Below are 24,726 nucleotides of genomic sequence, written 5' to 3'. Positions count from 1 at the left end.
GCGACCGGCGGGCAAAATACCGTGGGGGGTATGGTATACAGTGGTCAGGCAACCGAAGTTCGTGTGTCCAACGACCACCGCCCCCGGGTCGAACGGCCCTAGTCGACGAGACGGCGAGGGCGTGGACTACGTACCAACCGGACCAACGGCAAGGCGATGAGCGGAGGGGAACTTCAGTGCTCACCTTTCTCAAGCGAGGTTGGATACCGCTCGTTGTCGTCATCGCGCTTGTCGCCGGGGGCATAGCCGTGGACAGGCTCCGCGGCGTCTTCGGTTCCGATCCGATCTTTACCTGGACGGGCGCCAACTCGGGCGTGATCGAGTCGATCAATACCAAACGGGTGACCTATGAGGTGTTCGGGCCCGCCGGCACCGCGGGAAGTGTGAGCTACCTGAACAAGGAGACCCAGCCCGAACAAGCCAGCTTCACCAGCCTGCCCTGGACGTACACGATGACGACGACGATACCGGCCGTTATCGCCAACGTTGTGGCGCAAGGCAACAGCGACAGCATCGGGTGCCGCATCACCGTCAACGGTGCCGTCAAGGACGAACAATCGTCCAGCGGGCACCACGCGCAGGCCTTCTGTCTGGTGAAGGCCGCATGAACGCCCACGACGACACCCGCCCGAGATTCATGCGGGCTGTCCGCACGTTCGCCGTCCCGATCATTGTCGCCTGGCTGCTGCTGACGATCGCTGTGAACGTTCTCGTGCCCTGGATCGAATTCGTCGCGAGATCACACGCGGTGACGATGTCGCCGCAAGATGCGCCGGCGATGATCGCCGCGAAACACATGGGCAAGAAGTTCCAAGAATTCGATTCCGACAGCATCGTGATGCTTGTCCTGGAAAGCGATAAACCGCTCGGCGAAGAAGCCCATCGGTATTACGACGGCTTGGTGAAAAAGCTGCAGGCGGACCACAAACACGTGCAGCATCTGCAGGATTTGTGGGGAGACCCCGTCACCGCCGCCGGAGCTCAAAGCACTGACGGCAAAGCCGCATATGCGCAGATCAATACCGCGGGCGACCAAGGCAGCACCCTGGGCAACGAATCCGTCGACGCGGTCCGCAAGATCGTCGACGATTCGCACCCGCCCGCAGGAATCAAGGCCTACGTCACCGGCCCGGCAGCGCTCACCACCGACATGAACGAGGCCGCCGACAAAAGCATGTTCAAAATGATGGGCGTGACGGGCGTGGTCATCATGATCATGCTCGCGATTGTCTATCGCTCCGTCAGCACCGTGCTGCTCGTGCTCTTCATGGTCTTCCTCGAGATGCTGACGGCCAGGGGAGTCATTGCCATCCTCGGCTACAAGGACCTGTTGGGCTTTTCGACGTTCGTGGTCGCCATGTTGTCGTCCCTGGCCATTGCGGCGGGAACAGATTACGCGATATTCCTCATCGGGCGTTATCAGGAGGCGCGTCAGGCCGGCGAGGATCGGGAAACCGCCTACTACACGATGTTCCGCGGCACCTATCACGTCATCCTGGGCTCGGGGCTGACGATTGCCGGGGCGAGCTTCTGCCTGCATTTTGCGCGGCTGGCGTATTTCAAGGCGCTAGGCATTCCTTCCGCGCTGGGATTGCTCGTCGTGATCGCCGGTGCGTTGACGGTGGCACCGGCCGTTGTCGTGGTGGCCAGCCGGTTCGGTCTACTCGATCCCAAACGGATGATCAAGGTCCGCGGGTGGCGCCGGATCGGGACCGCCACCGTCCGCTGGCCCGGGCCGATCTTCGTGGCCTCGCTGCTCATCGCGCTGGTGGGCATGCTCGTGGTGCCGGGCATGAAGATCAGCTACAACGATCGCTTCTACATACCCCAGCATTTGCCGTCGAACATCGGATACGCCGCGGCAGAGCGTCATTTCAGCCCTTCCAGAATGAATCCCGACATTCTCATGGTCGAGGCCGATCACGACATGCGCAATTCGAGCGACATGATCATCCTGGACAGGATCGCCAAGAACATCTTCCGTACTCCGGGCATCGAGAGAATACAAAGCATTACCAGGCCGCTGGGAAGCCCCATCGAACACACTTCGATCCCGTTTCAGATCAGCATGCAAGCCATTCCGATCCAAGAGAATCTGCAATTCATGAGGGACCGGATGGCCGATATGCGCAAGATGAGCGACGACCTCGGTGCCATGGTCGGCTCGATGGAACGCATGTATGGCCTGCTCGGGCAGCTGAGCAGCACGACTCATCGCATGGTCGGTGACATGAACGACATGAAGGCCACGCTGGACGAGATGAGGGACCATCTGGCGGACTTCGACGATTTCGCGCGGCCGCTCCGCGGCTATTTGTATTGGGAGCAGCACTGTTTCAACATCCCGGTGTGCTGGGCCGCGAGGTCGGTATTCGAGGCGATCGACGGCGTGGACAAGTTCAGCGAGAACATGCAAACACTGCTCAAAGACATGAACAATGTCGACGCATTACTACCGCAACTGCTCGCGGAGTTCCCGCCCATCATCGCCGTCGCAAAATCCATGCAGGGAACGCTGCTGACCTTGCACAGCAGCTTCTCCGGATTGGTCACGCAAATGTCGCGGATGACCGACACCGCAAGCGCGATGGGTCAGGCTTTCGACTCCTCGAAGGCCGACGACTACTTCTATCTGCCGCCGGAAGCGTTCGACAATCCTGATTTCCAGCGCGGCCTGAAACTCTTCCTGTCGCCGGACGGTAAGGCCGCGCGCTTCATCATCACCCACGACGCGGACCCGGCGACTCCCAAGGGGATTGCGGCCGTCAAGCCGGAACTCAATGCCGCGCACGAAGCCGTCAAGGGCACACCGCTGGCCAACGCCAAGTTCTACCTCACCGGTACGGCAGCGGTCTACAACGATATCCAAACCGGCTCGAAGTACGACCTCATGATCGTCGGAATCGCCGCTCTGACACTGATATTCGTGGTGATGGTGATCATCACCCGGGCGCTGGTCGCCTCCCTGGTGATTGTCGGCACGGTGCTGATCTCGCTGGGCGCCGCCTTCGGGCTGTCCGTGCTGGTCTGGCAACACATCTTCGGTCTGGAGTTGAACTGGATCGCGCCGGTGTTCGGGCTGATCATTTTGCTGGCCGTGGGATCCGACTACAATCTGCTGCTGGTCTCGCGCTTTCAAGAGGAGATCGGCGCCGGGCTGAGGACGGGCGTCATCCGCTCGATGGGCGAAACCGGTGGGGTCGTCACCGCGGCGGGCCTGGTATTTGCCTTCACCATGATGTCCATGGTCGCCAGTGATCTGCGCTCCATCGGCCAGGCCGGCAGCACCATCGGCCTGGGTCTGCTGTTCGACACCCTGGTGGTGCGCTCGCTGATGACGCCGTCGATCGCCGCACTGCTCGGGCGCTGGTTCTGGTGGCCGCAGCGAGTGCGCACGCGCCCGGCCAGCTACATGCTGCGGCCGTTCGGGCCGCGCCGACTGGTTCGTTCCCTGCTGTTAGGCGAGCCCGTAGACGCGACCCCTAAACCTACGGCGCTCGTGGGCGCTGATCACGCCAACCCGTAACCGGGGCAAAGGGGTGAGCAGATCGCACCGTGGTTGGTCATCGCGACTGCAGCCACTGCGCCCGCCATCGGCGCGTCGGGCATCCGACTGCAGTGTCGCGGGGACGGGCGAGCCGACGGCCGCGCCGTAGCGAGCTTCAGGTCGGGTAGCGCCGCGGTGTGAATACCCGGTCACCGGAATCGGTTGAGTACCACTGGGTTTGGGACGAGCCGATGATCAGCAGGCAGCGCATGTCGATATCGGCAGGGTTCAGGTCAGCCAGTCGCACCACCCGAACATCTTCCTCAGGGCCCGACACGTCGCGGCCGACCACCACCGGCGTGCCCGGCTCGCGATGTTCGAGCAGCAAGTCCCGCATCGCGCCGACCTGCCAGATGCGCGTCTTTGAGGCGGGGTTGTAGATCGCCAGCACCAGATCGGCGGCGGCCGCGGCGGTAAGCCGGGCGGCGATCACGTCCCACGGCTTGAGCCGGTCGGACAGCGAGATCACCGCATAGTCGTGGCCCAGCGGAGCCCCGACCCGGCTGGCCACCGCCTGGGCGGCGGTCATCGCCGGAATCACCCGGATCTGCACGTCCGGCCACTGCTTCGCCTCTTCCAGCACGGCGGTGGCCATGGCGAACACGCCCGGATCGCCCGACGAGACCACCGCGACGGCTTGTCCCTGTTCGGCCAGCGAGCAGGCCAGCCGGGCGCGGGCGGGCTCGTCGGTGTTGTCGCTGGGATGGCGCCGCTGCCCGTCACGTACGGGAATGCGGTTCAGGTAGGTGTGGTAGCCGATCAGGTCGGTCGCGCACGCCAGTTCGCGCCGGCTCTGCGGCGTCATCCAGTCCATGTCGCCGGGGCCAAGGCCCACCACCGCGACCGAACCGACGACCGACGCGCGTCGCCGGCCCCCCGGGAGCATGGCCAGCGAGAAGTACGGCACGGTGGCCTCGTCGACGTCGGCGGCCGGCAACACCCGTTGCCCCGCGGTGCTGGCCCGCTCCACGTAGAAGGTGTCGTCGAGTTGGCCGGACGCCGAAAGTGCTTCCCGCACAGTGTGATACGAACGGCCGAGCTTGAGCACCACGGCGGCGTCGGCGTCGGCGAGCCGGCGGGTCAGCTCGGCAACCGGCAACGTCCCGGGCAGCACCGACAGCACCTCGTCGCCGGCCACCAGTGGGGTTGCGATGGCCGCCGAGGCGGCGCTCACCGACGTGACCCCCGGAACGATCACGGCATTGAACCGCCGAGTCAGCCGGGTGTGCAAATGCATGTACGAGCTGTAGAACAGCGGGTCGCCCTCGGCGAGCAGCGCCACGTTGCGCCCGGCGTCGAGGTGGGCGGCAATGCGTTCGGTGGCCTGCACGTAGAAGTCCTCCAGCGCGCCGGCATAACCGCCGGGATGTCCGGTGGTCTCGGTGGTCACCGGATACACCAGGTGTTCTTCGATCTGTCCCGCTCGCAGATACGGCTCGGCGATACCACGGGCGATGCTGCGGCCATGGCGGGCGCTGTGATACGCCACTACATCCGCCTCACCGATCACCCGTGCGGCCTTGACCGTCACCAACTCCGGGTCGCCGGGCCCCAGCCCGACTCCCCACAACGTGCCGCGGCGCGTCATTCGCTATCGGTGGCTATCGCGTTGACGGCCGCGGCGGCCATGGCGCTGCCGCCGCGGCGGCCTCGTATCACCAGATACGACATGCCGCGCGGTCGCTCGATGAGCTCCTGTTTGGACTGGGCCGAACCGACGAAGCCGACCGGCCCGCCCAGCACCGCCACCGGCGCCGCGACCCCGTCGTCGACCAATTCGAGCAACCGGAACAGGGCAGTGGGTGCGTTGCCGATTGCCATCACGGCGCCGGCCAGCCGGTCGGCCCACAGCTCCACGCCGGCCGCCGAGCGGGTGGTCTGCCGACGCGCGGCCAGCTCGGCCGCCGCCGGCTCCGCAACCAGAGACACCACCTGGTTGTTCGCGGGCAGCCGGGCGGCGGTGATCCCGGCGGCCACCATCGAGGAGTCGCACAGCACCGGCGCCCCATCCCGCAGGGCCGCACGGACCCGGGCCACCACGTCGCCGGTGTAGGCCACGTGCTCGGCGACGTCGACCTGCCCGCAGGTGTGGATCAACCGGACCACCACGCGCGCCACGTCGGGGGGAAACCGGGTCAGGTCGGCTTCGGCGCGGATGGTCGCGAACGACCGACGGTAGATCTCGGCCGCGTCGCGGATGTAGTCGAGCACCCGCTCACCCTAAGGTGTCGTTGTTTCGAAGCGCTCGGTATCCGTCCCCGGTGGCCACCAGCACCTCGCCGGACAGCGGGCTGCCGCAAGCCCGTTCGCAGCCGACGAAATGCCGGTGCCCGACGGTGTCCGCGTCCAGCTCACGGGCCGCGTCGGCCCGGACGTCGGCGACCGAGCGCGCACAGCCGGGGCTGCCGGTGCACGCGCTGACCCGAAGCCACGGCGAGTTCTCGTCGAACACCAGGCCCAGCGGCGCCAGCACCCGCAGCACGGTGTCGGCAACGGCCTCGTCAAGATCGCAGATCAGCAAGGATCGCCACGGCGTGACCACCAGGGGAGCCTCGATCGCGGCCACGTACTCGGCGATCCGGGCGGGCAATACCCCCAGCGGGACGGCGGCGCCCACCGTGACGCGGCCGTCGTCTTGGGCTATCCAGCCCACCGGGGGCATGGTGGCGGGCGGGAAGGCCGCACCCGGTTGCATGCCGGGCAGCAGGACGTCGAGGTCACTCAATTCCGTTATGCGCCAATGTTTTCCACGTACCTCGATGAACCGTAGCGCCATTCGGACCAGCGTCGCGGTGACATCGCCGACCCGCGTCCCGGTGTCCCGGCCGGCCAGCGTCAGGGCGCAGCCGTCGTCATAGACGTGCACACCGACGTCGGCAGCCAGACCCGAGACGTCGCCGCGGCCGTCGTCAAGGCTGAACCAGAACCGGCCGCCCAGGCCGGCGAGCCGGGGCTCTGCGCAGATCGCGGCGTCCAGCTCGTCGACCCAGTCCCGGATGTCGGCGTTTCCACCCGCTCGCCCCGACAGTGGTGAGGCGACGATATTGCGGACCCGTTCATGCGTCGCCGACGGCAACAGGCCCGCCTCGGCGATCGCCGCGGCGACCGTTGCCACCTCGGTGATACCGCGCAACTGCACATTGCCGCGCGACGTCAGCTCCAGCGTTCCCGAGCCGAAACGGGTTGACGCCTCGGCCAGCACGCCCAGTTGCGCCGCGGCAATGCGGCCACCCGGCAACCGAACCCGTACCAGCGCGCCGTCGGCGGCCTGGTGCACCTGTAGCGCGCCCGGGCACGCATCGGTGTCGCGGGATCGGGCCATGGGCTCACGGTACGTGATCCGTGCCGGACCAATCGGCGTGCTAGCGCAGGCTGCTATCGCGTTGGGGATTCATGGATGGCCGCCGAGACAGATGCCCATGTGACTGATGTGGTTTGAATCCGAACCGTTCGGGCACACCCGGTCTGTGCGGACGGTGGAGTACGCCCCGGGGCGCCGGGCCGATGTATTCGTCCATGCGGCCCGCCCGACGATCCTGCTGTGGCACGGCATGCAGACCGATGCCCGGGCCGCCGTCCGGCCGCTCGCCGGATTGCTGGCCGGTCACGGTGCCGCCGTCGTGGTGCCGGACTGGAATTCCCACGCCGACGACGGCGGGCGCGCGGATCTGCTGGGTTCGCTGGAATACACCCGGCAACGTGCCGACGGCGCTGACATTGTGCTCGTCGGATGGTCGTTAGGGGGCGCGGCCGCGGCGGCCCTCACCCTCGATGCCGCGCACTTCAATGTTGTTCTGGCACACACGGTTTGCTTAGCCGGCGCCTTCACAGCCCCGGATCCGATTTCGGGTCGGCTCGTCACCGACCGGTTGTCCGCCGACCACATCGGTACGCCATTCACGTTGTTACACGGCCTGGCCGACGATGTGGTGCCGGTGCGCGTCAGCCGGGATTTCGCCGCGTCGCTCGAACGGATCGGCTGGCCGGTGGAGCTGGTGGAATTGGCGGCCGATCACGGCTCGATCGCCGGCGCCGTGTACGACCCGGTGGCCGATCGTTACGAGCCCGCAACGGGCGGCGCACCGCTATCGGTGGCCACCGAGGTGGCGGCTCGGGTCGCCTCGATCATCAGCGCCGCCGCACCGACCGAAGCCGCCACCAAGCACTACAACGAGGACATGAAAGCCGCTATGCCGCAGACTGTTTGGGTTACCGGCTGCAGCAGTTGGTACTTGGGTAAGGACGGCCTACCGGAGCTGTTCCCGTGGACACCGCAGACTCACCGCGAGCTGTTGCGGCAGCCAAGGCTTGCCGATTTCGACGTGCGCACCGCGTGATTCGGAAACGGCGGGCTGGGGAGCTCTTGGCCGGACCTAGAACCATCCGCTGGCGCCGGCACTGCCGGCGTTTCCGGCCGTGCCGAAGACAGTGGGGGACTTGACAATCACGGAGCCGCCGGTTGACGACGTCGACAGCGCGACGGTTGCGATGACGCTGGCGCCCGGGGCCAGTGTCGCACTCGTAGGAGTCACCGCGACAGAGCCGCTAGCCGTGCCTATCGTGATGAGGGCCGTCCCGGCGGTGTTGTTCTTGATGGGGAAGGCGTAGCTGGTCGGGCCCGGGCCGGGGGCGGCGAGCGTGGCGATTCCCGTACTGCCGGTCCCACCTTGCCCAGCAGCCCCGCCCGGGCCGGACAGCCACCCGCCCCGCCCGCCGTCGCCGCCATCACCGCCGTTCAGGGCAAGGTCGGACAGGCGAAGGGGCTGGCCGAGGGGCAGTGTCTGGCTGTAGGGCCCGGCGCTGCCGCCGTGCCCGCCGGCCCCGCCGGCGCCCCATAGCCCGGCCGCCCCACCGGCCCCTCCGGCACCACCGTTGACGCCGTTTAAGCCGACGGTCGGGGAGGCCGGGCCGCCGGCGCCGCCCGCGCCGCCGTTGCCCAACCAGAACCCGCCCTGGCCGCCGGCCCCACCGGCCGCGCCGGCCCCACCGGTCCCGCCGCGGCCGCCGTTGCCGATCAGTCCTGCCGCGCCGCCGGCGCCACCGGGGGCGGTCGAACTTGCCGGTTGGGAGTAACCGTCGCCGCCGTTGCCGAACAGCAAGCCACCGGCCCCGCCGTTGGGGTTGGTTGCGGTCCCGGTGGCGCCGTCACCGATCAACGGGCGCCCCAGTAATGCGTTGGTCGGCGCATTGATCACCCCCAGGAGGTCTTGAACCACGGCTTCCAACGGCGACGCGTTGGCCGCTTCGGTGGCGGCATACGAGGCGCTCGCGGCGCTCAACGCCTCGACAAACTGCGCGTGAAACACGTTCGCCTGGCGGCTGAGCATCTGATATGTCCACGCGTGGTTGGCGAACAACGCCGTGATGGCTGCTGATATCTCATCGGCGGCAGCGGGCACCATGGTGGTGATGGGGGCCGCTGCCGTGGTGTTGGCGTCGATCAGCGCCGAGCCGATGTTGGACAGGTCCGTTGCGGCCGATGCCAGTAACTCGGGGAAGGCCGTCAGATATGACATCGTTGTCCTCCTGCCACGTCGTAGACCCGTCGACGAATTGACGGAACGTGAATGACGAGTGTCCTGAGAGTACGCCGGTTGCGGCCGCGTTCTGGCCGTTCCGGCATTTTCCATCCGTCCCATTCGGAGCTGGGGCAGCCGTACCCCGATCGTGCGGCGTGCTCCACCACTGTCATATCGACCGAGCGCGGGCCCGAGCACGGGCTGGCTCGTTGATCAAGATCCGGATTGCCGTTGCCGGCCGCGCGCAGACGATGCCGTCGGTAACAGTGCCGCTACCGGTGCCGCAAACGGGATGCAACTGCTTAGCGGTAGGAGGCAGGTTATTACCTTGCGCCGCAACAATGTCAGCAGCACGGATCACGCCGCCAATCGCCTCAGCGGCGCCCCGGTGTCGGCGTGATCGTCGAGAAGTCGACCACGGCAGACGTTTTCAGCCGGCCGGAACCAGCCGTAACGTCACCACCGAAACTCCTTCTAATTGCCTCTGTTCATTTGAACGGCCGCCGGCCTGTCGGCCCGGCAACGACGTGGGGTGCGAAATCTCCAAAATATATGGTGTGTCAACAGTTGCTAATAGCTAAGGGTACGTAGCCAAAAGCTGCGAAACAGTAGCCGGCCAACAGGCCGAAATATGCCTATTTGCAGGACCTTTAACCGGATTTTCGGTGAAATCCATGCTGCGTCAGGACGGCTGCAGCGCTAGGCTGCTGAGACCCCAATTACGCGGAGGGGAAGGGCGCCCGCTGATCGGCAACGGCGCCAACGGAGCCCCCGGGACCGGGCAAAGCGGTGGCAACGGTGGAATCCTTTGGGGCAAGGTCGGCCAGGGGCACCCGCTGGTCTTCCGCCGACACCGCAGACATCCAACCGGCTTACCCGACCCGCGACGGGACAGCCCTACGGGATTGCGGTACGAATGGTGGGTGGCTGAGCCGACCGTCCTGCTGTTGTCGACGTCCGACACCGACCTGATCAGCGCGCGCTCCAGCGGTAAGAACTATCGGTGGGCCAACCCGTCGCGGCTGTCCGACGACGAGCTACCCGAGTTACTGTCCGGTGTCTCGATCGTGGTGGTGCGGATTCTCGGCGGCTACCGCGCCTGGCAGAGCGGCGTCGACGTGGTGATCGCCAGCGGGGTGCCGGCCGTGCTGGTCAGCGGTGAGCAGGCCGCTGACGCCGAGTTGACCGACCTGTCCACGGTTGCGGCCGGCACGGTAGTGCAGGCGCATATCTACCTGGCTCACGGCGGTGTGGACAACCTGCGACAGCTGTACGCCTTTCTGTCCGACACGGTATTGATGACGGGCTACGGCTTCGCCCCGCCGCTGGTGACGCCCACGTGGGGCGAGTTGGCCCGCACTGACGCCGCCAAGATCGACTGCCCGACGATCGCGGTGCTGTACTACCGCGCGCAACACCTGGCCGGAAACACCGCATATGTCGAGGCGCTGTGCCGGGCGATCGAAGATGCCGGTGGTCGGGCGCTGCCGATGTACTGCGCCTCACTGCGCACCGCCGAACCGGAACTGCTCGACAGACTTGCCGACGCCGACGCCATGGTGGTCACCGTGCTGGCTGCCGGGGGAGTCAAGCCCGCCACCGCCTCAGCCGGTGGCGACGACGACAGCTGGAGCGTCGAACACCTTGCCGCACTGGATATCCCGATCCTGCAGGGGCTCTGCTTGACCAGCCCGCGGGACCAGTGGCATGACAACGACGACGGGCTGAGCCCCCTCGACGTCGCCAGCCAGGTTGCCGTGCCCGAGTTCGACGGCCGCATCATCACAGTCCCGTTCTCGTTCAAGGAGATTGACGACGATGGATTGATCTCTTACGTCGCAGATCCCGAGCGCTGCGCGCGAGTTGCCGGTCTGGCTGTCCGGCACGCGCGGCTGAGATATGTGGCGCCCGCCGACAAGCGGGTGGCCCTGGTGTTCTCCGCGTACCCGACCAAACACGCCCGCATCGGCAACGCGGTCGGCCTGGACACCCCGGCCAGCGCGGTCACCTTGCTACAGGCGATGCGCGAGCACGGTTATCAGGTGGGCGATCTGCCGGGCGTCCCCGACAACGGGCCAGGCGATGGAGATGCCCTGATCCATGCGCTCATCGAGCGGGGCGGCCAAGACCCTGACTGGCTCACCGAGAGCCAACTGGCCGGCAACCCGATTCGGGTGTCCGCCAAGGGCTATCGCGCTTGGTTCGGTACCTTGCCGGCCGAGCTGACCGAGGCCGTGACACGCCATTGGGGGCCGCCGCCGGGGGAGTTGTTCGTCGACCGCGCCAATGATCCCGACGGCGAAATCGTCATTGCCGGTATACGATCCGGCAATCTCATGCTGATGGTGCAGCCGCCGCGTGGTTTCGGAGACAATCCCGTCGCGATCTACCACGACCCGGATTTGCCGCCCAGCCACCACTATCTGGCCGCCTACCGCTGGCTGGAGACAGGATTCGGGGCCCACGCGGTGGTACACCTGGGCAAACACGGAAACCTGGAGTGGCTGCCGGGAAAGACGTTGGGCATGTCGGCGGCCTGCGGATCCGACGCCGCGCTGGGCAACCTGCCGCTGATCTACCCGTTTCTGGTCAACGATCCGGGCGAGGGCACCCAGGCGAAGAGACGGGCGCACGCCGTTCTCGTCGACCATCTGATCCCGCCCATGGCCCGGGCCGAAACTTACGGTGACATAGCGCGTTTGGAGCAGCTGCTCGATGAGCATGCCGCGGTCGCCACACTGGATCCCGGCAAGCTGCCGGCCATCCGTCAGCAGATCTGGACGCTGATCCGGGCTGCCAAGATGGACCACGATCTGGGGCTGACCGAACGCCCTCCTGAAGATTCGTTCGACGACATGCTGCTGCATGTCGACGGCTGGCTGTGTGAGATCAAAGACGTCCAGATCCGCGACGGCCTGCATATCCTTGGGCAACAGCCGGCAGGCGAACAGGAACTCGACCTGGTGCTGGCGATCCTGCGCGCCCGCCAGCTGTTCGGCGGCGAGCAGGTGATCCCAGGCCTGCGACAAGCTCTGGGCCTGGCCGACGACGGGACCGACGAGCGCACGTCGGTCGACCGGGCCGAGGCGGCGGCCCGGAAGCTCGTGGCCGCACTGCAAGCCACCGGCTGGAATCCGGCCGCCGCGAATCATCTCACGGACAACGCCGACGTCGCGGCGGTACTACGGTTCGCCGCAACCGAAGTGGTGCCGCGGCTCGCGGGCACCGCTTCCGAAATCGAGCAGGTATTAAAGGCTTTAGACGGCAGGTTCATAGCGGCCGGGCCGTCGGGGTCACCGCTGCGCGGTCTGATCAACGTGTTGCCCACCGGGCGCAACTTCTACTCCGTCGACCCCAAAGCGGTGCCGTCGCGGCTGGCGTGGGAAGCCGGTGTGGCCCTGGCTGATTCGCTGCTGGACCGCTACCGCGCCGACCATGACCGGTGGCCGCAGTCGGTGGGCCTGTCGGTGTGGGGCACCTCGGCGATGCGCACCGCCGGCGACGACATCGCCGAAGTGCTTGCCCTGCTTGGTGTTCGGCCGGTCTGGGACGACGCGTCGCGGCGCGTGGTGGATCTCACCGCTATTCCGCTGTCCGAGCTGGGCCGGCCGCGTATCGACGTGACGGTACGCATCTCCGGGTTCTTCCGGGACGCCTTCCCGCACGTGGTGACGATGCTCGACGACGCGGTCCGGTTGGTCGCCGGCCTCGACGAGCCCGCAGACGCCAACTTTGTGCGTGCCCACGCCCAGGCCGACCTCGCCCAGCACGGCGACCAACGGCGCTCAACCACAAGGATTTTCGGCTCCAAACCGGGAACGTATGGCGCCGGGCTGCTGCAGCTGATCGACAGCCGCAACTGGCGCGACGACGCGGACCTAGCCCAGGTGTACACCGCCTGGGGGGGCTTCGCCTATGGGCGCGACCTCGACGGCCGCGAAGCCGTCGACGACATGAACCGCCAGTACCGGCGCATCGCGGTGGCCGCCAAGAACACCGACACCCGCGAACACGACATCGCCGATTCCGACGATTATTTCCAATACCACGGCGGCATGGTGGCCACCGTGCGCGCGCTGACCGGCCAGGCGCCCGCCGCCTACATCGGCGACAACACCCGGCCCGACGCCATCCGCACCCGCACGCTGTCGGAGGAGACCACCCGGGTGTTTCGGGCCAGGGTGGTCAACCCCCGGTGGATGGCCGCGATGCGCCGCCACGGCTACAAGGGCGCATTCGAGATGGCCGCCACCGTGGACTACTTATTCGGCTACGATGCCACCGCCGGGGTGATGGCCGACTGGATGTACGAGCAACTCACCGAGCGCTACGTGCTCGATCCGGAGAACCGGAAGTTCATGGCGGAATCCAATCCATGGGCGCTGCATGGCATGGCCGAACGCCTGCTGGAGGCGGCCGGACGTGGCATGTGGGCCCAGCCGCAACCGGATACCCTCGACGGGTTACGCCAGGTCCTGCTGGAAACCGAAGGCGATTTGGAGGGTTGAGCCACCCGATGAGGACACGCCTTGTTTGCGTCACCATGGCTGCTGCCCTGGCTTTCGGTGTCCTTGGAGTGGAGCCCGCATTGGCAGGGGCTGTCCCGGCCGACGATCCCGTCTCGCCGTCGGACACGGCGACAGGTGCGCACTGGGAAGTGGGCTGCCCGGAGCCCCTGAGCGAACTGATAGACCGCTCGTGTTTTGCACCGTACCCGTGGGTGGGCACGCCCTCGATGAGCCTGGTCGGCGAGGGCGCCCCGTCGCAGGGACTGCCCATGCGCAATGTGCTGGCGGTGGTGGCGGGTACAAAGGTATCGGTTGCGCTGACCGTCCGGGATTACCGCGGCGCGGATAGATCGGTCCAAGTCGAGCCCGGCTCGACCAGGGGCTTCTCCGGTGACCTGATCGTCGACGTCAGACAGGATCGCGTGGTTCCGTGATAGCGGGGGCGGCGAGAGCCCGGCCAGCAGACGCAGAATCGCACGCGAATGGCCATTCGCGTGCGATTGCGCGTCTGCTCGGCGCTAGGTTGACACCGTGACGCCAACCTTCGCCGACCTCGCCAAAGCGCGATACATCCTGTTGACCACCTTCACCAAGGACGGCCGGCCGAAGCCGACGCCGGTCTGGGCCGCCTTGGACAAGGACCACGGTGACCGGTTGCTGGTCATCTCCGAGAAGAAGGCGTGGAAGGTCAAGCGAATCCGCAACACCCCTCGCGTGACACTGGCCATCTGCGACGTGCGTGGGCGTCCCAAAAGCGAGGCCGTCGAGGGCACAGCGGCAATCCTCGACGACTCGCAGACGGGCGCCGTCTACGACGCGATCGGCAAGCGGTACGGCATTGTCGGCAAGGTCTTCAACTTCGTCAGCAAGCTACGCGGCGGCATGGAAAACAACATCGGACTCGAACTCAAAGTGAGCTGACGCGGACGAGCGGCGTTTGTTGCCATTCCGGACCGCTGTTCAGGACCGCTCGAGCTGGCGGTCAGTTGCCGCATCCTGAGGCGAACGGCATGGTCAGCTGAAAGCCGTAGGGCAGCTTTAAGATTCAGGCGAGGCGCCATAGCGCTGTCACCATGAGTACAGGTCGCCGAGGCTCGGCCCGCCGTTGATCATGGCCATGGCCCTGTACCCGGGAGGGAGCAGCCGGGCCAGGACCATGTGCTGCTCGGCGGAACTGACCGGTTCAGCGTAAGCATGGCCGGGAGCAATGTCGGTCGCGGTCGTTATCGCCAACACCGCACATCGTCTGTTGCGACCACGCCGAAGCACCGCAGCGAGCCATTCGTCCGGCCATAGATCCTTCGTCTCCCAGTGTCGCTCCTGTCCAGTTGGGGCGAAGCTCGAGTCCAAACCCCCCATCTGGACGACAGCGCTGTACTACAGCCCAGGGATACTATTCCAATAGACAATTGTTAAGATCGGCCAGATTTTTAGTCGTGGCGTGGTCGGCCGGATAAGCACCGGGCGGGCCGATCGGTCGGAAGGTGCGTGGTTGTGACGTTGCGGGTGGTTCCTGAGAGGTTGGCGGCGGTGTCGTATGGGGTTGTTGGGGGTGTGGTGTGACGGCTGGGGTGTGGTTGGCGTCGCCGCCGGAGGTGCATTCGGCGTTGTTGTGTGCGGGTCCGGGGCCGGTGTCGTTGGTGGCGGCCGCGGCGGGGTGGTCGTCGATGAGTGTGGAGTATGCCGCGGTGGCTCACGAGCTGTGCGTGGTGGTGGCGGGAATGCAGGCGGGGGCGTGGCAGGGGCCCAGCGCTGAGTTTTGTGTGGGTGCTTATGTGCCGTATGTGGCGTGGTTGATGCAGGCCAGTGCCGATAGTGCCACGGCGGCGGCGGCCCATGAGAGTGCCGCGGCGGCCTATGTCAGCGCGCTGGCGGCGATGCCGACGTTGGGTGAGTTGGCTGCCAATCATGCCGCCCATGCGGTGTTGGTGGCGACGAATTTCTTTGGGATCAATACCATCCCGATCGCGCTGAACGAGGCCGATTATGTGCGGATGTGGATTCAGGCGGCGACCACGATGGGCGTCTATGAGGCGGTCGATGCGGTGGCGTTGGCCTCGGTTCCACACATTCCGCCGGCACCGGTGATTGTCAAACCCGGCGTCGGCGCGGCCACCGACGTGGCCGCCAGCACCGGCCAAGCCCTCACGCCGTTTCCGTGGGCCGAAATACTACAGCTCTTGGAGAAAATCGGCGGAGGCTACCTCCTTTTTCTAGATATTCTCGCTTACTCAATCACCCAAGTCCTCATGGGAATACCGATGATAATCAACGATCTCATCGCCGGCCAGGTCTCCGCCGCAATTTTAACGTTGGTCAGTGTGTTGATAAATGCGGCGAACATTGTTGATATCACCTTGGCTACCATCTTCTTGTTCATCCCCCTCATGATTCCAGTTACCATAGTAGGCGTCACACAGATTGTTGTTGATTGGATTATTGGCAATCTAGCTGGCGTATTTATGAGTCCGTTTGTTGCTGCGGCAACCTACGGTGCTCTCCTCCCGGGTATCGCCGGTGCGGCGGTTGCACCGCTGGCGGGTTTGTCGGCCGTACCGCTGACGGGTTTGTCGGCTGCGCCGGTAGCTGCGGTAGCGATCGAAAGTGTGGTGCCGTCGGCGGCGGAGGGTTTGCCGCCGCCGACGGTTTCGCTGGTCCGTGAAGGTGATTCGGCGGTCGTCACCTCTGATCGCGGTGCTGAGGGCTTTGGGTTTGCCGGTACGGCAGGTAAGGGCGCCGCACCTCGTGCCGGCGGGTTAATAGCGCTGGGTGATGAGTTCGGCGCGCGGGTGCCGATGGCGCCGGCGAGTTGGAGTGCACCTGGTTATGCCGTCGGTGACGGGTTGGCGGCGGTGTCGTATGGGGTTGTTGGGGGTGTGGTGTGACGGCTGGGGTGTGGTTGGCGTCGCCGCCGGAGGTGCATTCGGCGTTGTTGTGTGCGGGTCCGGGGCCGGTGTCGTTGGTGGCGGCCGCGGCGGGGTGGTCGTCGATGAGTGTGGAGTATGCCGCGGTGGCTCACGAGCTGTGCGTGGTGGTCGCGGGGATGCAGGCGGGGGCGTGGCAGGGGCCCAGCGCTGAGTTTTGTGTGGGTGCTTATGTGCCGTATGTGGCGTGGTTGATGCAGGCCAGTGCCGATAGTGCCACGGCGGCGGCGGCCCATGAGAGTGCCGCGGCGGCCTATGTCAGCGCGCTGGCGGCGATGCCGACGTTGGGTGAGTTGGCTGCCAATCATGCCGCCCATGCGGTGTTGGTGGCGACGAATTTCTTTGGGATCAATACCATCCCGATCGCGCTGAACGAGGCCGATTATGTGCGGATGTGGATACAGGCGGCGACCACGATGGGCGTCTATGAGGCGGTCGATGCGGCGGCGTTGGCCTCGGTTCCACACATTCCGCCGGCACCGGTGATTGTCAAACCCGGCGTCGGCGCCGACCTGGCCGCCACCACCGGCCAAGCCCTCACCTCAACCCCGTGGGTGCAGATTCTATTCGAACTTGTATTACTAGTGCCAACAATGGTATTAGAGTTCTTTTTGGCTCTACTGCTCGATATAGCCTTTATCCCAATAATAGTCGGCCTAATATTCCTTCAGCTCTTTATTGTTGCGCTGCTTGTGGGTAGTATCGCATACCTATTCTTGACCTTGGAATTTGGGACAGCTTTTACTTTTATATATTATATAGCACTTCTTCAGGTTGTGATTGCGGTCGAGTTTGTTGCGATTGGGGTTCTCCTCCTGCTCCCCATCTTGATGCCTGTCGGCGCCATTGTTGACTTGGTCGCGCAGATTATTGGCAATTTGTTTGGACTTGCTGCGGGATCGTTGGCCGGGGCTGGAGCTTTGATCGGCGGTGCTGCCCAGGGTCTGGGCGCGATAGCCGGTGCTGCTGCTGCACCGACAGCTGGTGCGCCGGTGGCAGCGATGGCGGTCGACAGCGTGACGCCGTCGCCGCTGGGCGTCGCTGGTGTCGATACGCACGCGCAGCTAGTTTCCACGGTGACCGTTGACGGGGCTGCGGGTCAGTCGCCGATATCGGCATCTGATCGCGGTGCCGGCACCTTAGGCTTTGCCGGCGCTGAACACAGCGAGGGCCTGGTCGAACCCGCCGGTTTGATGACTTTAGGCAATGAATTCGGTGCTGGCACCCAGGTGCCGATGCCGCCGGCGAGCTGGCGCGCACCCGTGCTGGACGCGGCAAGTGCCGGGACAATGCTCTGCTGACGAAACGCGGGCCGGCAAAATGCGTTTCCCCGGCACCACCGGACGGAACAATCGATAAGTCCCAATTTATCGACAATCTCAGCCATAGCGACCGGCCCGCTCTGATCGCCGAGGTTACGTCGAGCCGATGTGTTTCCTGAACTTCGTGGCAGGAAAAGTGCAGACACGACCGTTGCCGGACGGGTAGCCGATGGCTTAAGTGGGCTTAAGTGGGCTTAAGTGCCGCTACCCAGGTGCTCGCCGAAGAACGCGAAAACCCGGCGCCACGCATCCTCGGTCGCGGTCTCGTTGTAGCCGAATCCCGAGATCCGAATCAGCGGTTGGCCGGGAAGTTTGTTGGCGAAGCTGTGCCCGGCCCCGGGGTAGACCTTGATGTCCGCGGTGATTCCCTTTGCCTGGGTGACGCTGCGCAGTCGGTCGGCCGCGCCCAAACCCAGCGGGTCGCGGCCGCCGAAACTCGCCACAATCGGGCACGCCCCGTCGAGAGTGTCGCTGAGATGGCGGGGCAGCGGCGTGCCGTAGAAGGGCGCCGAGGCGCCAAAGCCCCTGGGCGACAAAATAAGCGCGAACCCGCCACCCATGCAGAAGCCCGCGATGCCCACCCGGCCGGAACATTCGGCCATGGCCAGCAGGTGATCGCGGGCAGCCAGAATGTCGTCGAGGGCACGACCTCGCTTGGTCAGCAGCTCGCGAAAGACTCGGGTGATGCACCGGGCGCGGCCGCCGCGGGCGTACATATTCGGCGTCAGCGCCATATAACCCGCTTGGGCGATGCGCTGGGAAATCGCCTCGTTGTCGGGGGCATAACCGACCGCGTCATGCACGACGACCACGCCCGGCCACGGGCCTTCTCCTGTGGGGACGCTCAACAGCGCGTCGATCGTTCCGGCCGGGGTGTCGATATCGATCGTGGTCATAGCGTCATCTAACTGCAGCCGTGATGCGACCGCTCGCGGAACTCGGGCGGGACCTGCAGACGTTGGCATCACATGCTAGGTCGGCTGCTTCTCATTTACGCCGTCGTCGAACTCATGGCCTTCATCGGATTGGCGGCGGCCATTGGATTCGGCTGGGCCCTCGTGGTGCTGCTGGCCACCTTCGTCCTCGGGTTGGTCCTGTGGGCTCCGATGGGTGGGTGGCAGCTCGGGCGGCACCTCATGCAGTGGCGGTCCGGCGTGCAAGAACCACGCAGCGCGCTGAGCGACGGCGCCCTGGTTGCCCTGGCCACCGGTTTGGTCCTGGTCCCCGGACTGGTCACCACCGCTGTGGGGTTGTTGCTCCTGGCGCCGCCGATCCGGGCGGTCGCCGGCCCCGGACTGACCGCGATCGCGCTGCGCGGAATCCTGCGGCGCGTGCCGCTGACGGCGACCGCGGCCGCCGGCATGGCCGGCGCTTTCACCCGCCGCGAACCACCCGATCAGCGCGACTTCATTGACGGCGAGGTCATCGACGTCATCGACGGGGAACCACCGACTTTGCCGCAGGCCCGCATTCCCGATCAAGCGTCGCCCCGGACCTAGGCCAGAACTAGGTCAGACCAAGGTGTTGGACTTCCCACGTAGTTTTGCGCTGTGACGCAGATTACCTCCAAGCTGCTGGTCAACGGCCGGATCTACAGCCCGACCCATCCCGACGCCACCGCGATGGTGGTGCGCGGCGACATCGTCGCATGGCTGGGCACCGACGATGTCGCGCGCGACCAGTTCCCGGATGTCGACGTGCAGGACCTCGACGGCGCATTCGTCGCGCCGGGGTTCGTCGACAGCCACATCCACCTGAGCGCGACCGGTCTGACGCTCAGCGGACTGGACTTGCGCTCCGCGACCTCACGCGCGGAATGCCTGCGCATGGTTGGCGACTACGCCGCGGCAAACCCCGGTCGGCCGATCTGGGGACACGGCTGGGACGAGTCGGCCTGGCCCGAAAGAAGCGCGCCCAACACCGCGGACCTGGACGCCGTGCTCGGCGACCGGCCCGCCTACCTGGCCCGGGTCGACGTGCATTCGGCGCTGGCCTCGTCGGCAGTACGGCGGCTGGTCCCCCAACTGCCGGCCGCCGCGGGTTTCGCCGCACAGCAGCCGTTGACCGGCGACGCGCACCATCTGGTCCGGGCCGCGGCCCGCGACTTGCTGACCGATGCGCAGCTGGCCGAAGCCCGGTCCGCGGCGCTGGAGGCGCTGGCCGCCTCGGGAGTCGTCGCCGTGCACGAATGCGCCGGCCCGCAAATCGGCGGGCTCGACGACTGGCTGGCGCTGCGCTCTCTGCAGCACGGCGTCGAAGTGATCGGCTACTGGGGTGAGGCAGTGACCACTCCGACCCAGGCGCGGGCACTGAAGGAGCAGACGGGGGCCCGCGGATTGGCCGGTGACCTTTTCGTCGACGGCGCTCTCGGCTCGCGCACGGCCTGGCTGCACCAGCCTTACGCGGACGCACCCGGTTGCACCGGAACCTGCCACCTCGACCCCGACGCCATCGAAGCGCACCTGCGGGCATGCACCGAGGCAGCGGTGACGGCCGGTTTCCACGTCATCGGCGATGCCGCGGTGTCGGCGGTGGTCGCCGCACTCGAACGGGTCGTGGACGAGCTCGGCGTGGTCGCGGTCGCTCGCTGCGGACACCGTCTGGAGCATGTGGAGATGGTCACCGCCGAGCAGGCCGCCAAGTTGGGCGCCTGGGGTGTCATCGCCAGCGTGCAACCCAGTTTCGACGCACTCTGGGGCGGCGTCGACGGGATGTACGCCCAGCGCCTCGGGCCGGATCGAGGTTGCCGGCTCAACCCGCTTGCGCTGTTAGCATCCCAAGGCGTGCCACTCGCCCTTGGTTCCGACGCGCCGGTAACCGGCTTCGACCCGTGGGTGAGCGTGGCTGCGGCGGTCAACCACCGCACCCCGGGCAGCGCCGTGTCGGCGCGGGCGGCGTTCGTTGCGGCAACCCGCGGGGGATGGCGGGCCGGCGGTGTCCGCGACGGGCAGGCCGGCATCTTGGCGCCGGGCGCGCCGGCCTCGTACGCCGTGTGGGAAGTCGATGCCCTGGACGTCAGCGTGCCGCGCGACGCCGTTCAGCGTTGGTCCACCGACCCGCGGTCCCGGGTGCCGGCGCTACCGCGGCTGGGTCCGCAGGACGCCTTGCCGCGCTGCCGACAAACCGTGCATCGGGGTGCGGTCATCCATGGCTAGAGGATGGCCCGGCCGCAAGGCGCCGAACCTCGACCGCGGCGAGATCGACCCGGCAGTTGAGGCGCCTGACGACGACGTGGCCGCCGATCCCGCCGAGGCGCAAGAGTCCGCGCGGGACGCCGGCACTTCGACCGTGACCACTCGGCTCAGTGCCGCCGCCCGTCCGCGCTTGTCGGCGATCGGCGCGGGGGCGGCGACCCGGCTGCCGGGGCTGTGGGCCGCAGTCCGGCCGCGTCTGCCGCGCCTGCTGGTCTGTGTCGGAGCCGGTTTGTTGCTGTATGCCAGCTTCCCGCCGGTCAACTGGTGGTGGGCGGCCATCGTCGCGGTCGCGCTGCTGACCTGGGTGCTGATGCACCGGGCAACCACGCCGGTGGGTGCGTTGGGCTACGGCTTCCTATTCGGCCTGGCGTTCTATGTGCCGTTGTTGCCGTGGATCGGCTCGCTGGTGGGTCCGATGCCCTGGCTGGTGTTGGCGACGGTGTCCGCGCTGTTCCCGGGTCTTTTCGGGTTATTGGCCGTCGTGGTACGCGGGCTGCCCGGCTGGCCGATCTGGTTTGCGGTGCTGTGGGCGGCGCAGGAGTGGCTGAAGTCGCTCATGCCGTTCGGTGGCTTTCCCTGGGGATCGGTGGCGTTCGGTCAGGCCGAGGGTCCGCTGCTGCCCCTGGTCCAGCTGGGCGGTGTCGCGCTGCTGTCCGCAGGGATCGTACTGGTGGGCTGCAGTGTGACCGCAATCGCGCTGGAAATCGAGAAGTGGTGGCGGACCGGCGGCAAAACCGGGTCGGCAGAAACGGCCGCGCCGCCGGCGGTGGTGCTGCCGGGTGTGTGCATCTGCCTGGTGTTGTTCGCCGCCGTCATCGTGTGGCCACAGGTGCGTCACGCCGGTGCGGGAGCGGGCGGCGAACCGGCAGTCACCGTCGCGGTCGTTCAGGGCAATGTGCCGCGTCTGGGTCTGGATTTCAACGCGCAGCGGCGAGCGGTCTTGGACAACCACGTGCAGGAGACACTGCGACTGGCCGAGGATGTCCGTGCGGGCATTGCCCCGCGACCGCAATTCGTCGTCTGGCCCGAGGATTCGTCGGACATCGATCCGTTCGTCAATCCCGACGCTGCCCAGCAGATATCGCGGGCGGCGGCGGCGATCGGCGCGCCAATCCTGGTCGGCACCGTGCTCGACGCGCCGGATCGACCGCAACAGCGCCCGGAATTCACCAACACGGTGATCGTCTGGAATCCGGGAACGGGGCCCGCCGACCGCCACGACAAGGAGATCGTGCAGCCATTCGGCGAGTACTTGCCCATGCCGTGGCTGTTTCGCCATCTTTCCGGCTACGCCAGCCGCGCCGGTAGTTTCGTGCCCGGCACGAGTTCCGGTGTGGTGCGCATCGCCGGCGTGCCCGTCGGGGTGTCCACCTGTTGGGAGGTGATCTTCGATCGGGCCCCGCGAAAAGCCGTGCTCAACGGCGCGCAGCTGCTTGCGGTGCCCAGCAACAACGCCACCTTCAACCAGACGATGAGTGAGCAGCAGCTGGCATTCGGCAAGGTCCGGGCCGTCGAGCACGACCGCTACGTCGTGGTCGCCGGTACCACCGGCATCAGCGCGGTGATTGCCCCGGACGGCGCAGAGCTGGTCCGTACCGACTTCTTCGAGCCCGCCTATCTGGACATCCAGGTGCGGCTGAAGACCAGGCTGACGCCGGCAACTCGCTGGGCTCCGCTACTGCAGTGGACTCTGGTCGGGGCGGCGGGCGCGGTCGTTCTGGTCGCGATACGGCACAATGGGTGGTTCCCGCGGCTAAGACGTCCAAGGCGTCGGTTGTCCGGGCACCTGCGAGGAGCTGGCGAGTCCGACGGACCCCCGGACGACGGCGACGACTCGGAAGCGGCCCTCCGAAACGAATCCGGGGGCGACCCGCAGACCGCGCAGGACACTCCGCCCGACGCGGGCGGCCACCACGAGTTCGGGCGACCTGAAGGAGCTACATGACCAGCGGCCAACCTGCGGCCGAGGTGCCGGGCAATCGTCACGGCCAGCGTGTCCTGGTGATCATTCCGACGTACAACGAGCGGGAGAACCTGCCGCTGATACATCGGCGGGTCAAAGAAGCCTGCCCCGACGTGCACGTGCTGATCATCGACGACAACAGCCCCGACGGCACCGGTCAGCTCGCCGACGATCTGGCGCAGGCCGACCCGGGCTGTACCCACGTTTTGCACCGCACCGTCAAGAACGGTCTGGGGGCTGCCTACCTGGAAGGGTTCGCCTGGGGTCTCAGCCGCGAATACTCGGTACTTGTCGAGATGGACGCCGACGGCAGCCACGCGCCGGAACAGCTGCACCGTCTGCTGGACGCCGTCGGCGCGGGGGCCGATCTGGCCATCGGTTCACGCTATGTGCCCGGGGGGACGGTGCGTAACTGGCCGTGGCGGCGCCTGGCGCTGTCCAAGACGGCCAACACCTATTCGCGGCTCGCATTGGGTGTCGGGGTCCACGACATCACCGCCGGCTATCGCGCTTACCGCCGCGAAGTGCTCGAGACGATCGATCTCGACAGCGTCGACTCCAAGGGCTACTGCTTTCAGATAGAAATGACCTGGCGCACCGTGAACAGCGGGTTCGTCGTCGTCGAAGTTCCGATCACCTTCACCGAACGCGAGATTGGCGTGTCAAAGATGAGCGGATCCAACATTCGCGAGGCATTGTTCAAAGTCACCCGATGGGGTATTGAGGGCAGACGCCAACACACTCGCGCGCACGACCGCTCCCGACCGGCCGGGTAGCGTCCGGATCAGCCGCGCCGACGCGACCGGATGATCTCCAGGCGCTCCTTCAGCAATTCTTCGAGTTCTTCGACGGAGCGACGCTCCAGCAGCATGTCCCAGTGGGTGCGCGGGGGCTTGACCTTCTTCGGTTCGGGCAGGTCGCCCTCGATCAGGGTGCCCTCCATGCCGTTGCGGCACAGCCAGGTGCCGGGGATCTCGGCGTCGTCGGCGAACGGGACCTCGAACTCCTCGCCGTTCTCGGTGCGGTACCGGGCGATCTGACGCGGCGCCAGGTCGTGGTTGCGGTCCGTTTCGTAGCTCACGGCTCCCAGACGACTGCCTCTCAAGACGCGATCAGCCATCGGCGCTACTCCTCTGGATTCGTTGAGCTGGTTCGGCTCCGTGTGGTGATTCTCTCCGCTTTAGCGAACGTCGCAGCCGTGCGCGTAGTTCCCGGGCTGGCGCCCAACACGCGACGCGACCATCCGCGACCATCGATGATACCGGGGTCACGGCCCCCGGCGGACTAAAGTCGGCAGGCGTGAGTCTGGCCAGACGTCAAAGAGCCCGGCCGCAGCCATGCCGCTGGTGTGGACGCGACGTGACCGACGCCGGCATGGGCCGCCGCCGCCAGTACTGCCGGCAGTCGTGCCGGCAGCGGGCCTACGAGCAGCGGGCCATGATGACCCGGGGCGATGCCGGGGCCTCACTGGCCCTGCCCGCCGACGCGGTGGTGTTGACGGCTGATGAGGCGGCAGATTTGTCGGATCGCATCTACCAGGTGCGGTGCGCGGCCGAGGACATCGGCCTCGCGCTCGACGAGGGTGCCGGCGCGGCCGAACTGCGTGAGCTGTGTGAGGGGCTGCTCCGGGCGGCCCGGGCCGCCGACGGCTGGCGCAGGGTGGGTGTCTAGCCGTTAGGCACCGGCGAACCGGGTAAAGTCGCGCCATGGACGGCGGGCTCGGTGTACCCAGGTATGCAGGCGGCCGCG

General features: G+C 66.5%; 15 protein-coding genes and 4 pseudogenes. 13 read left to right on the top strand and 6 right to left on the bottom strand.

Annotated elements, in window-relative coordinates; genetic code table 11:
• Positions 1–176 precede the first annotated feature (176 nt).
• On the top strand, positions 177–608 hold the full coding sequence (locus MKAN_RS01795) for an MmpS family transport accessory protein (protein ID WP_023364615.1): 432 nt from the start codon (positions 177–179) through the stop codon (positions 606–608).
• Positions 605–3,526 carry an MMPL/RND family transporter gene (locus MKAN_RS01790; RefSeq protein ID WP_023364614.1) on the top strand — a complete coding sequence of 974 codons (2,922 nt, stop codon included), beginning with the start codon at positions 605–607 and terminating at the stop codon, positions 3,524–3,526. The genes MKAN_RS01795 and MKAN_RS01790 overlap by 4 nt, the downstream gene beginning before the upstream one ends.
• A gap of 136 nt (positions 3,527–3,662) precedes the next feature.
• Here MKAN_RS01790 and MKAN_RS01785 read toward each other — a convergent pair whose 3' ends face one another.
• From MKAN_RS01785 to cobG, 3 genes are read right to left on the bottom strand one after another with little or no spacing between them, the layout of a single operon-like run.
• On the bottom strand, positions 3,663–5,135 hold the full coding sequence (locus tag MKAN_RS01785; protein WP_023364613.1) for a precorrin-2 C(20)-methyltransferase: 1,473 nt from the start codon (positions 5,133–5,135) through the stop codon (positions 3,663–3,665).
• Positions 5,132–5,758 carry a precorrin-8X methylmutase gene (locus MKAN_RS01780; RefSeq protein ID WP_023364612.1) on the bottom strand — a complete coding sequence of 209 codons (627 nt, stop codon included), beginning with the start codon at positions 5,756–5,758 and terminating at the stop codon, positions 5,132–5,134. The genes MKAN_RS01785 and MKAN_RS01780 overlap by 4 nt, the downstream gene beginning before the upstream one ends.
• Positions 5,759–5,762: 4 nt before the next feature.
• Positions 5,763–6,869, bottom strand: a complete 1,107-nt coding sequence (gene cobG / locus MKAN_RS01775; RefSeq protein ID WP_023364611.1) for a precorrin-3B synthase — start codon at positions 6,867–6,869, stop codon at positions 5,763–5,765.
• A 145-nt stretch (positions 6,870–7,014) separates the two neighbouring features.
• Here cobG and MKAN_RS01770 point away from each other — a divergent pair.
• Positions 7,015–7,677 (top strand): annotated as a pseudogene (locus tag MKAN_RS01770) (alpha/beta hydrolase family protein); the annotation flags it as partial.
• Positions 7,678–8,190: 513 nt separating this feature from the next.
• Here MKAN_RS01770 and MKAN_RS32450 read toward each other — a convergent pair.
• Positions 8,191–9,063 (bottom strand): annotated as a pseudogene (locus MKAN_RS32450) (PE family protein); the annotation flags it as partial.
• A gap of 926 nt (positions 9,064–9,989) precedes the next feature.
• Here MKAN_RS32450 and cobN point away from each other — a divergent pair.
• From cobN to MKAN_RS32850, 6 genes and pseudogenes are all read left to right on the top strand, one after another.
• Positions 9,990–13,574: a cobaltochelatase subunit CobN gene (gene cobN / locus MKAN_RS01760; protein WP_036396114.1), complete on the top strand. Its 3,585-nt coding sequence runs from the start codon at positions 9,990–9,992 to the stop codon at positions 13,572–13,574.
• 8 nt (positions 13,575–13,582) lie between these two features.
• Positions 13,583–14,008: a hypothetical protein gene (locus MKAN_RS01755; protein ID WP_133163620.1), complete on the top strand. Its 426-nt coding sequence runs from the start codon at positions 13,583–13,585 to the stop codon at positions 14,006–14,008.
• A gap of 97 nt (positions 14,009–14,105) precedes the next feature.
• A complete protein-coding gene (locus tag MKAN_RS01750) occupies positions 14,106–14,495 on the top strand; it encodes a PPOX class F420-dependent oxidoreductase (RefSeq protein WP_023364606.1) in 390 nt (129 codons plus the stop codon).
• A 638-nt stretch (positions 14,496–15,133) separates the two neighbouring features.
• On the top strand, positions 15,134–16,459 hold the full coding sequence (locus MKAN_RS01745) for a PPE family protein (protein WP_023364604.1): 1,326 nt from the start codon (positions 15,134–15,136) through the stop codon (positions 16,457–16,459).
• Positions 16,456–17,002: pseudogene (locus MKAN_RS32855) on the top strand (PPE family protein); the annotation flags it as partial. The gene MKAN_RS01745 and the pseudogene MKAN_RS32855, both read left to right, overlap by 4 nt.
• 89 nt (positions 17,003–17,091) lie before the next feature.
• A complete protein-coding gene (locus tag MKAN_RS32850; RefSeq protein WP_418303141.1) occupies positions 17,092–17,799 on the top strand; it encodes a PPW family C-terminal domain-containing PPE protein in 708 nt (235 codons plus the stop codon).
• Between the two features lie 215 nt (positions 17,800–18,014).
• Here MKAN_RS32850 and MKAN_RS01735 read toward each other — a convergent pair whose 3' ends face one another.
• Entirely contained in the window at positions 18,015–18,716 is a 702-nt protein-coding gene (locus MKAN_RS01735; protein WP_023364602.1) for a dienelactone hydrolase family protein, read from the bottom strand.
• 72 nt (positions 18,717–18,788) lie between these two features.
• On the opposite strand from MKAN_RS01735, the gene MKAN_RS01730 reads away from it, so the two are divergent.
• The 3 genes and pseudogenes from MKAN_RS01730 to lnt all read left to right on the top strand — a co-directional run bounded on the left by MKAN_RS01730 (position 18,789) and on the right by lnt (position 23,787).
• Entirely contained in the window at positions 18,789–19,319 is a 531-nt protein-coding gene (locus tag MKAN_RS01730; RefSeq protein WP_023364601.1) for an FxsA family protein, read from the top strand.
• A gap of 51 nt (positions 19,320–19,370) precedes the next feature.
• Positions 19,371–20,975, top strand: coding sequence for an amidohydrolase (locus tag MKAN_RS01725; protein WP_023364600.1), 1,605 nt, complete (start codon positions 19,371–19,373; stop codon positions 20,973–20,975).
• A 178-nt stretch (positions 20,976–21,153) separates the two neighbouring features.
• Positions 21,154–23,787 (top strand): annotated as a pseudogene (gene lnt, locus MKAN_RS01720) (apolipoprotein N-acyltransferase).
• Here lnt and rbpA read toward each other — a convergent pair.
• Positions 23,762–24,097 carry an RNA polymerase-binding protein RbpA gene (gene rbpA / locus MKAN_RS01710; RefSeq protein WP_023364597.1) on the bottom strand — a complete coding sequence of 112 codons (336 nt, stop codon included), beginning with the start codon at positions 24,095–24,097 and terminating at the stop codon, positions 23,762–23,764. The pseudogene lnt and the gene rbpA overlap by 26 nt on opposite strands.
• A gap of 185 nt (positions 24,098–24,282) precedes the next feature.
• Between rbpA and MKAN_RS31365 the strand changes: the two genes are divergently transcribed.
• Positions 24,283–24,648 (top strand): hypothetical protein, encoded by a 366-nt coding sequence (locus MKAN_RS31365; protein WP_080674183.1) that lies wholly within the window; start codon positions 24,283–24,285, stop codon positions 24,646–24,648.
• Positions 24,649–24,726: the final 78 nt, after the last annotated feature.

Source organism: Mycobacterium kansasii ATCC 12478 (genome assembly GCF_000157895.3).
Lineage (GTDB): Bacteria > Actinomycetota > Actinomycetes > Mycobacteriales > Mycobacteriaceae > Mycobacterium > Mycobacterium kansasii.
This window is presented reverse-complemented; position numbering and strand designations above follow the sequence as displayed.

Bases quoted from the DNA above. Each gene is read 5' to 3' on its own strand.
- rbpA (WP_023364597.1), bottom strand. From the start codon at position 24,097: ATGGCTGATCGCGTCTTGAGAGGCAGTCGTCTGGGAGCCGTGAGCTAC.
- MKAN_RS01755 (WP_133163620.1), top strand. From the start codon at position 13,583: ATGAGGACACGCCTTGTTTGCGTCACCATGGCTGCTGCCCTGGCTTTC.
- cobG (WP_023364611.1), bottom strand. From the start codon at position 6,869: ATGGCCCGATCCCGCGACACCGATGCGTGCCCGGGCGCGCTACAGGTG.
- MKAN_RS01735 (WP_023364602.1), bottom strand. From the start codon at position 18,716: ATGACCACGATCGATATCGACACCCCGGCCGGAACGATCGACGCGCTG.
- MKAN_RS32850 (WP_418303141.1), top strand. From the start codon at position 17,092: ATGGTATTAGAGTTCTTTTTGGCTCTACTGCTCGATATAGCCTTTATC.
- MKAN_RS01730 (WP_023364601.1), top strand. From the start codon at position 18,789: ATGCTAGGTCGGCTGCTTCTCATTTACGCCGTCGTCGAACTCATGGCC.
- MKAN_RS01785 (WP_023364613.1), bottom strand. From the start codon at position 5,135: ATGACGCGCCGCGGCACGTTGTGGGGAGTCGGGCTGGGGCCCGGCGAC.
- MKAN_RS01790 (WP_023364614.1), top strand. From the start codon at position 605: ATGAACGCCCACGACGACACCCGCCCGAGATTCATGCGGGCTGTCCGC.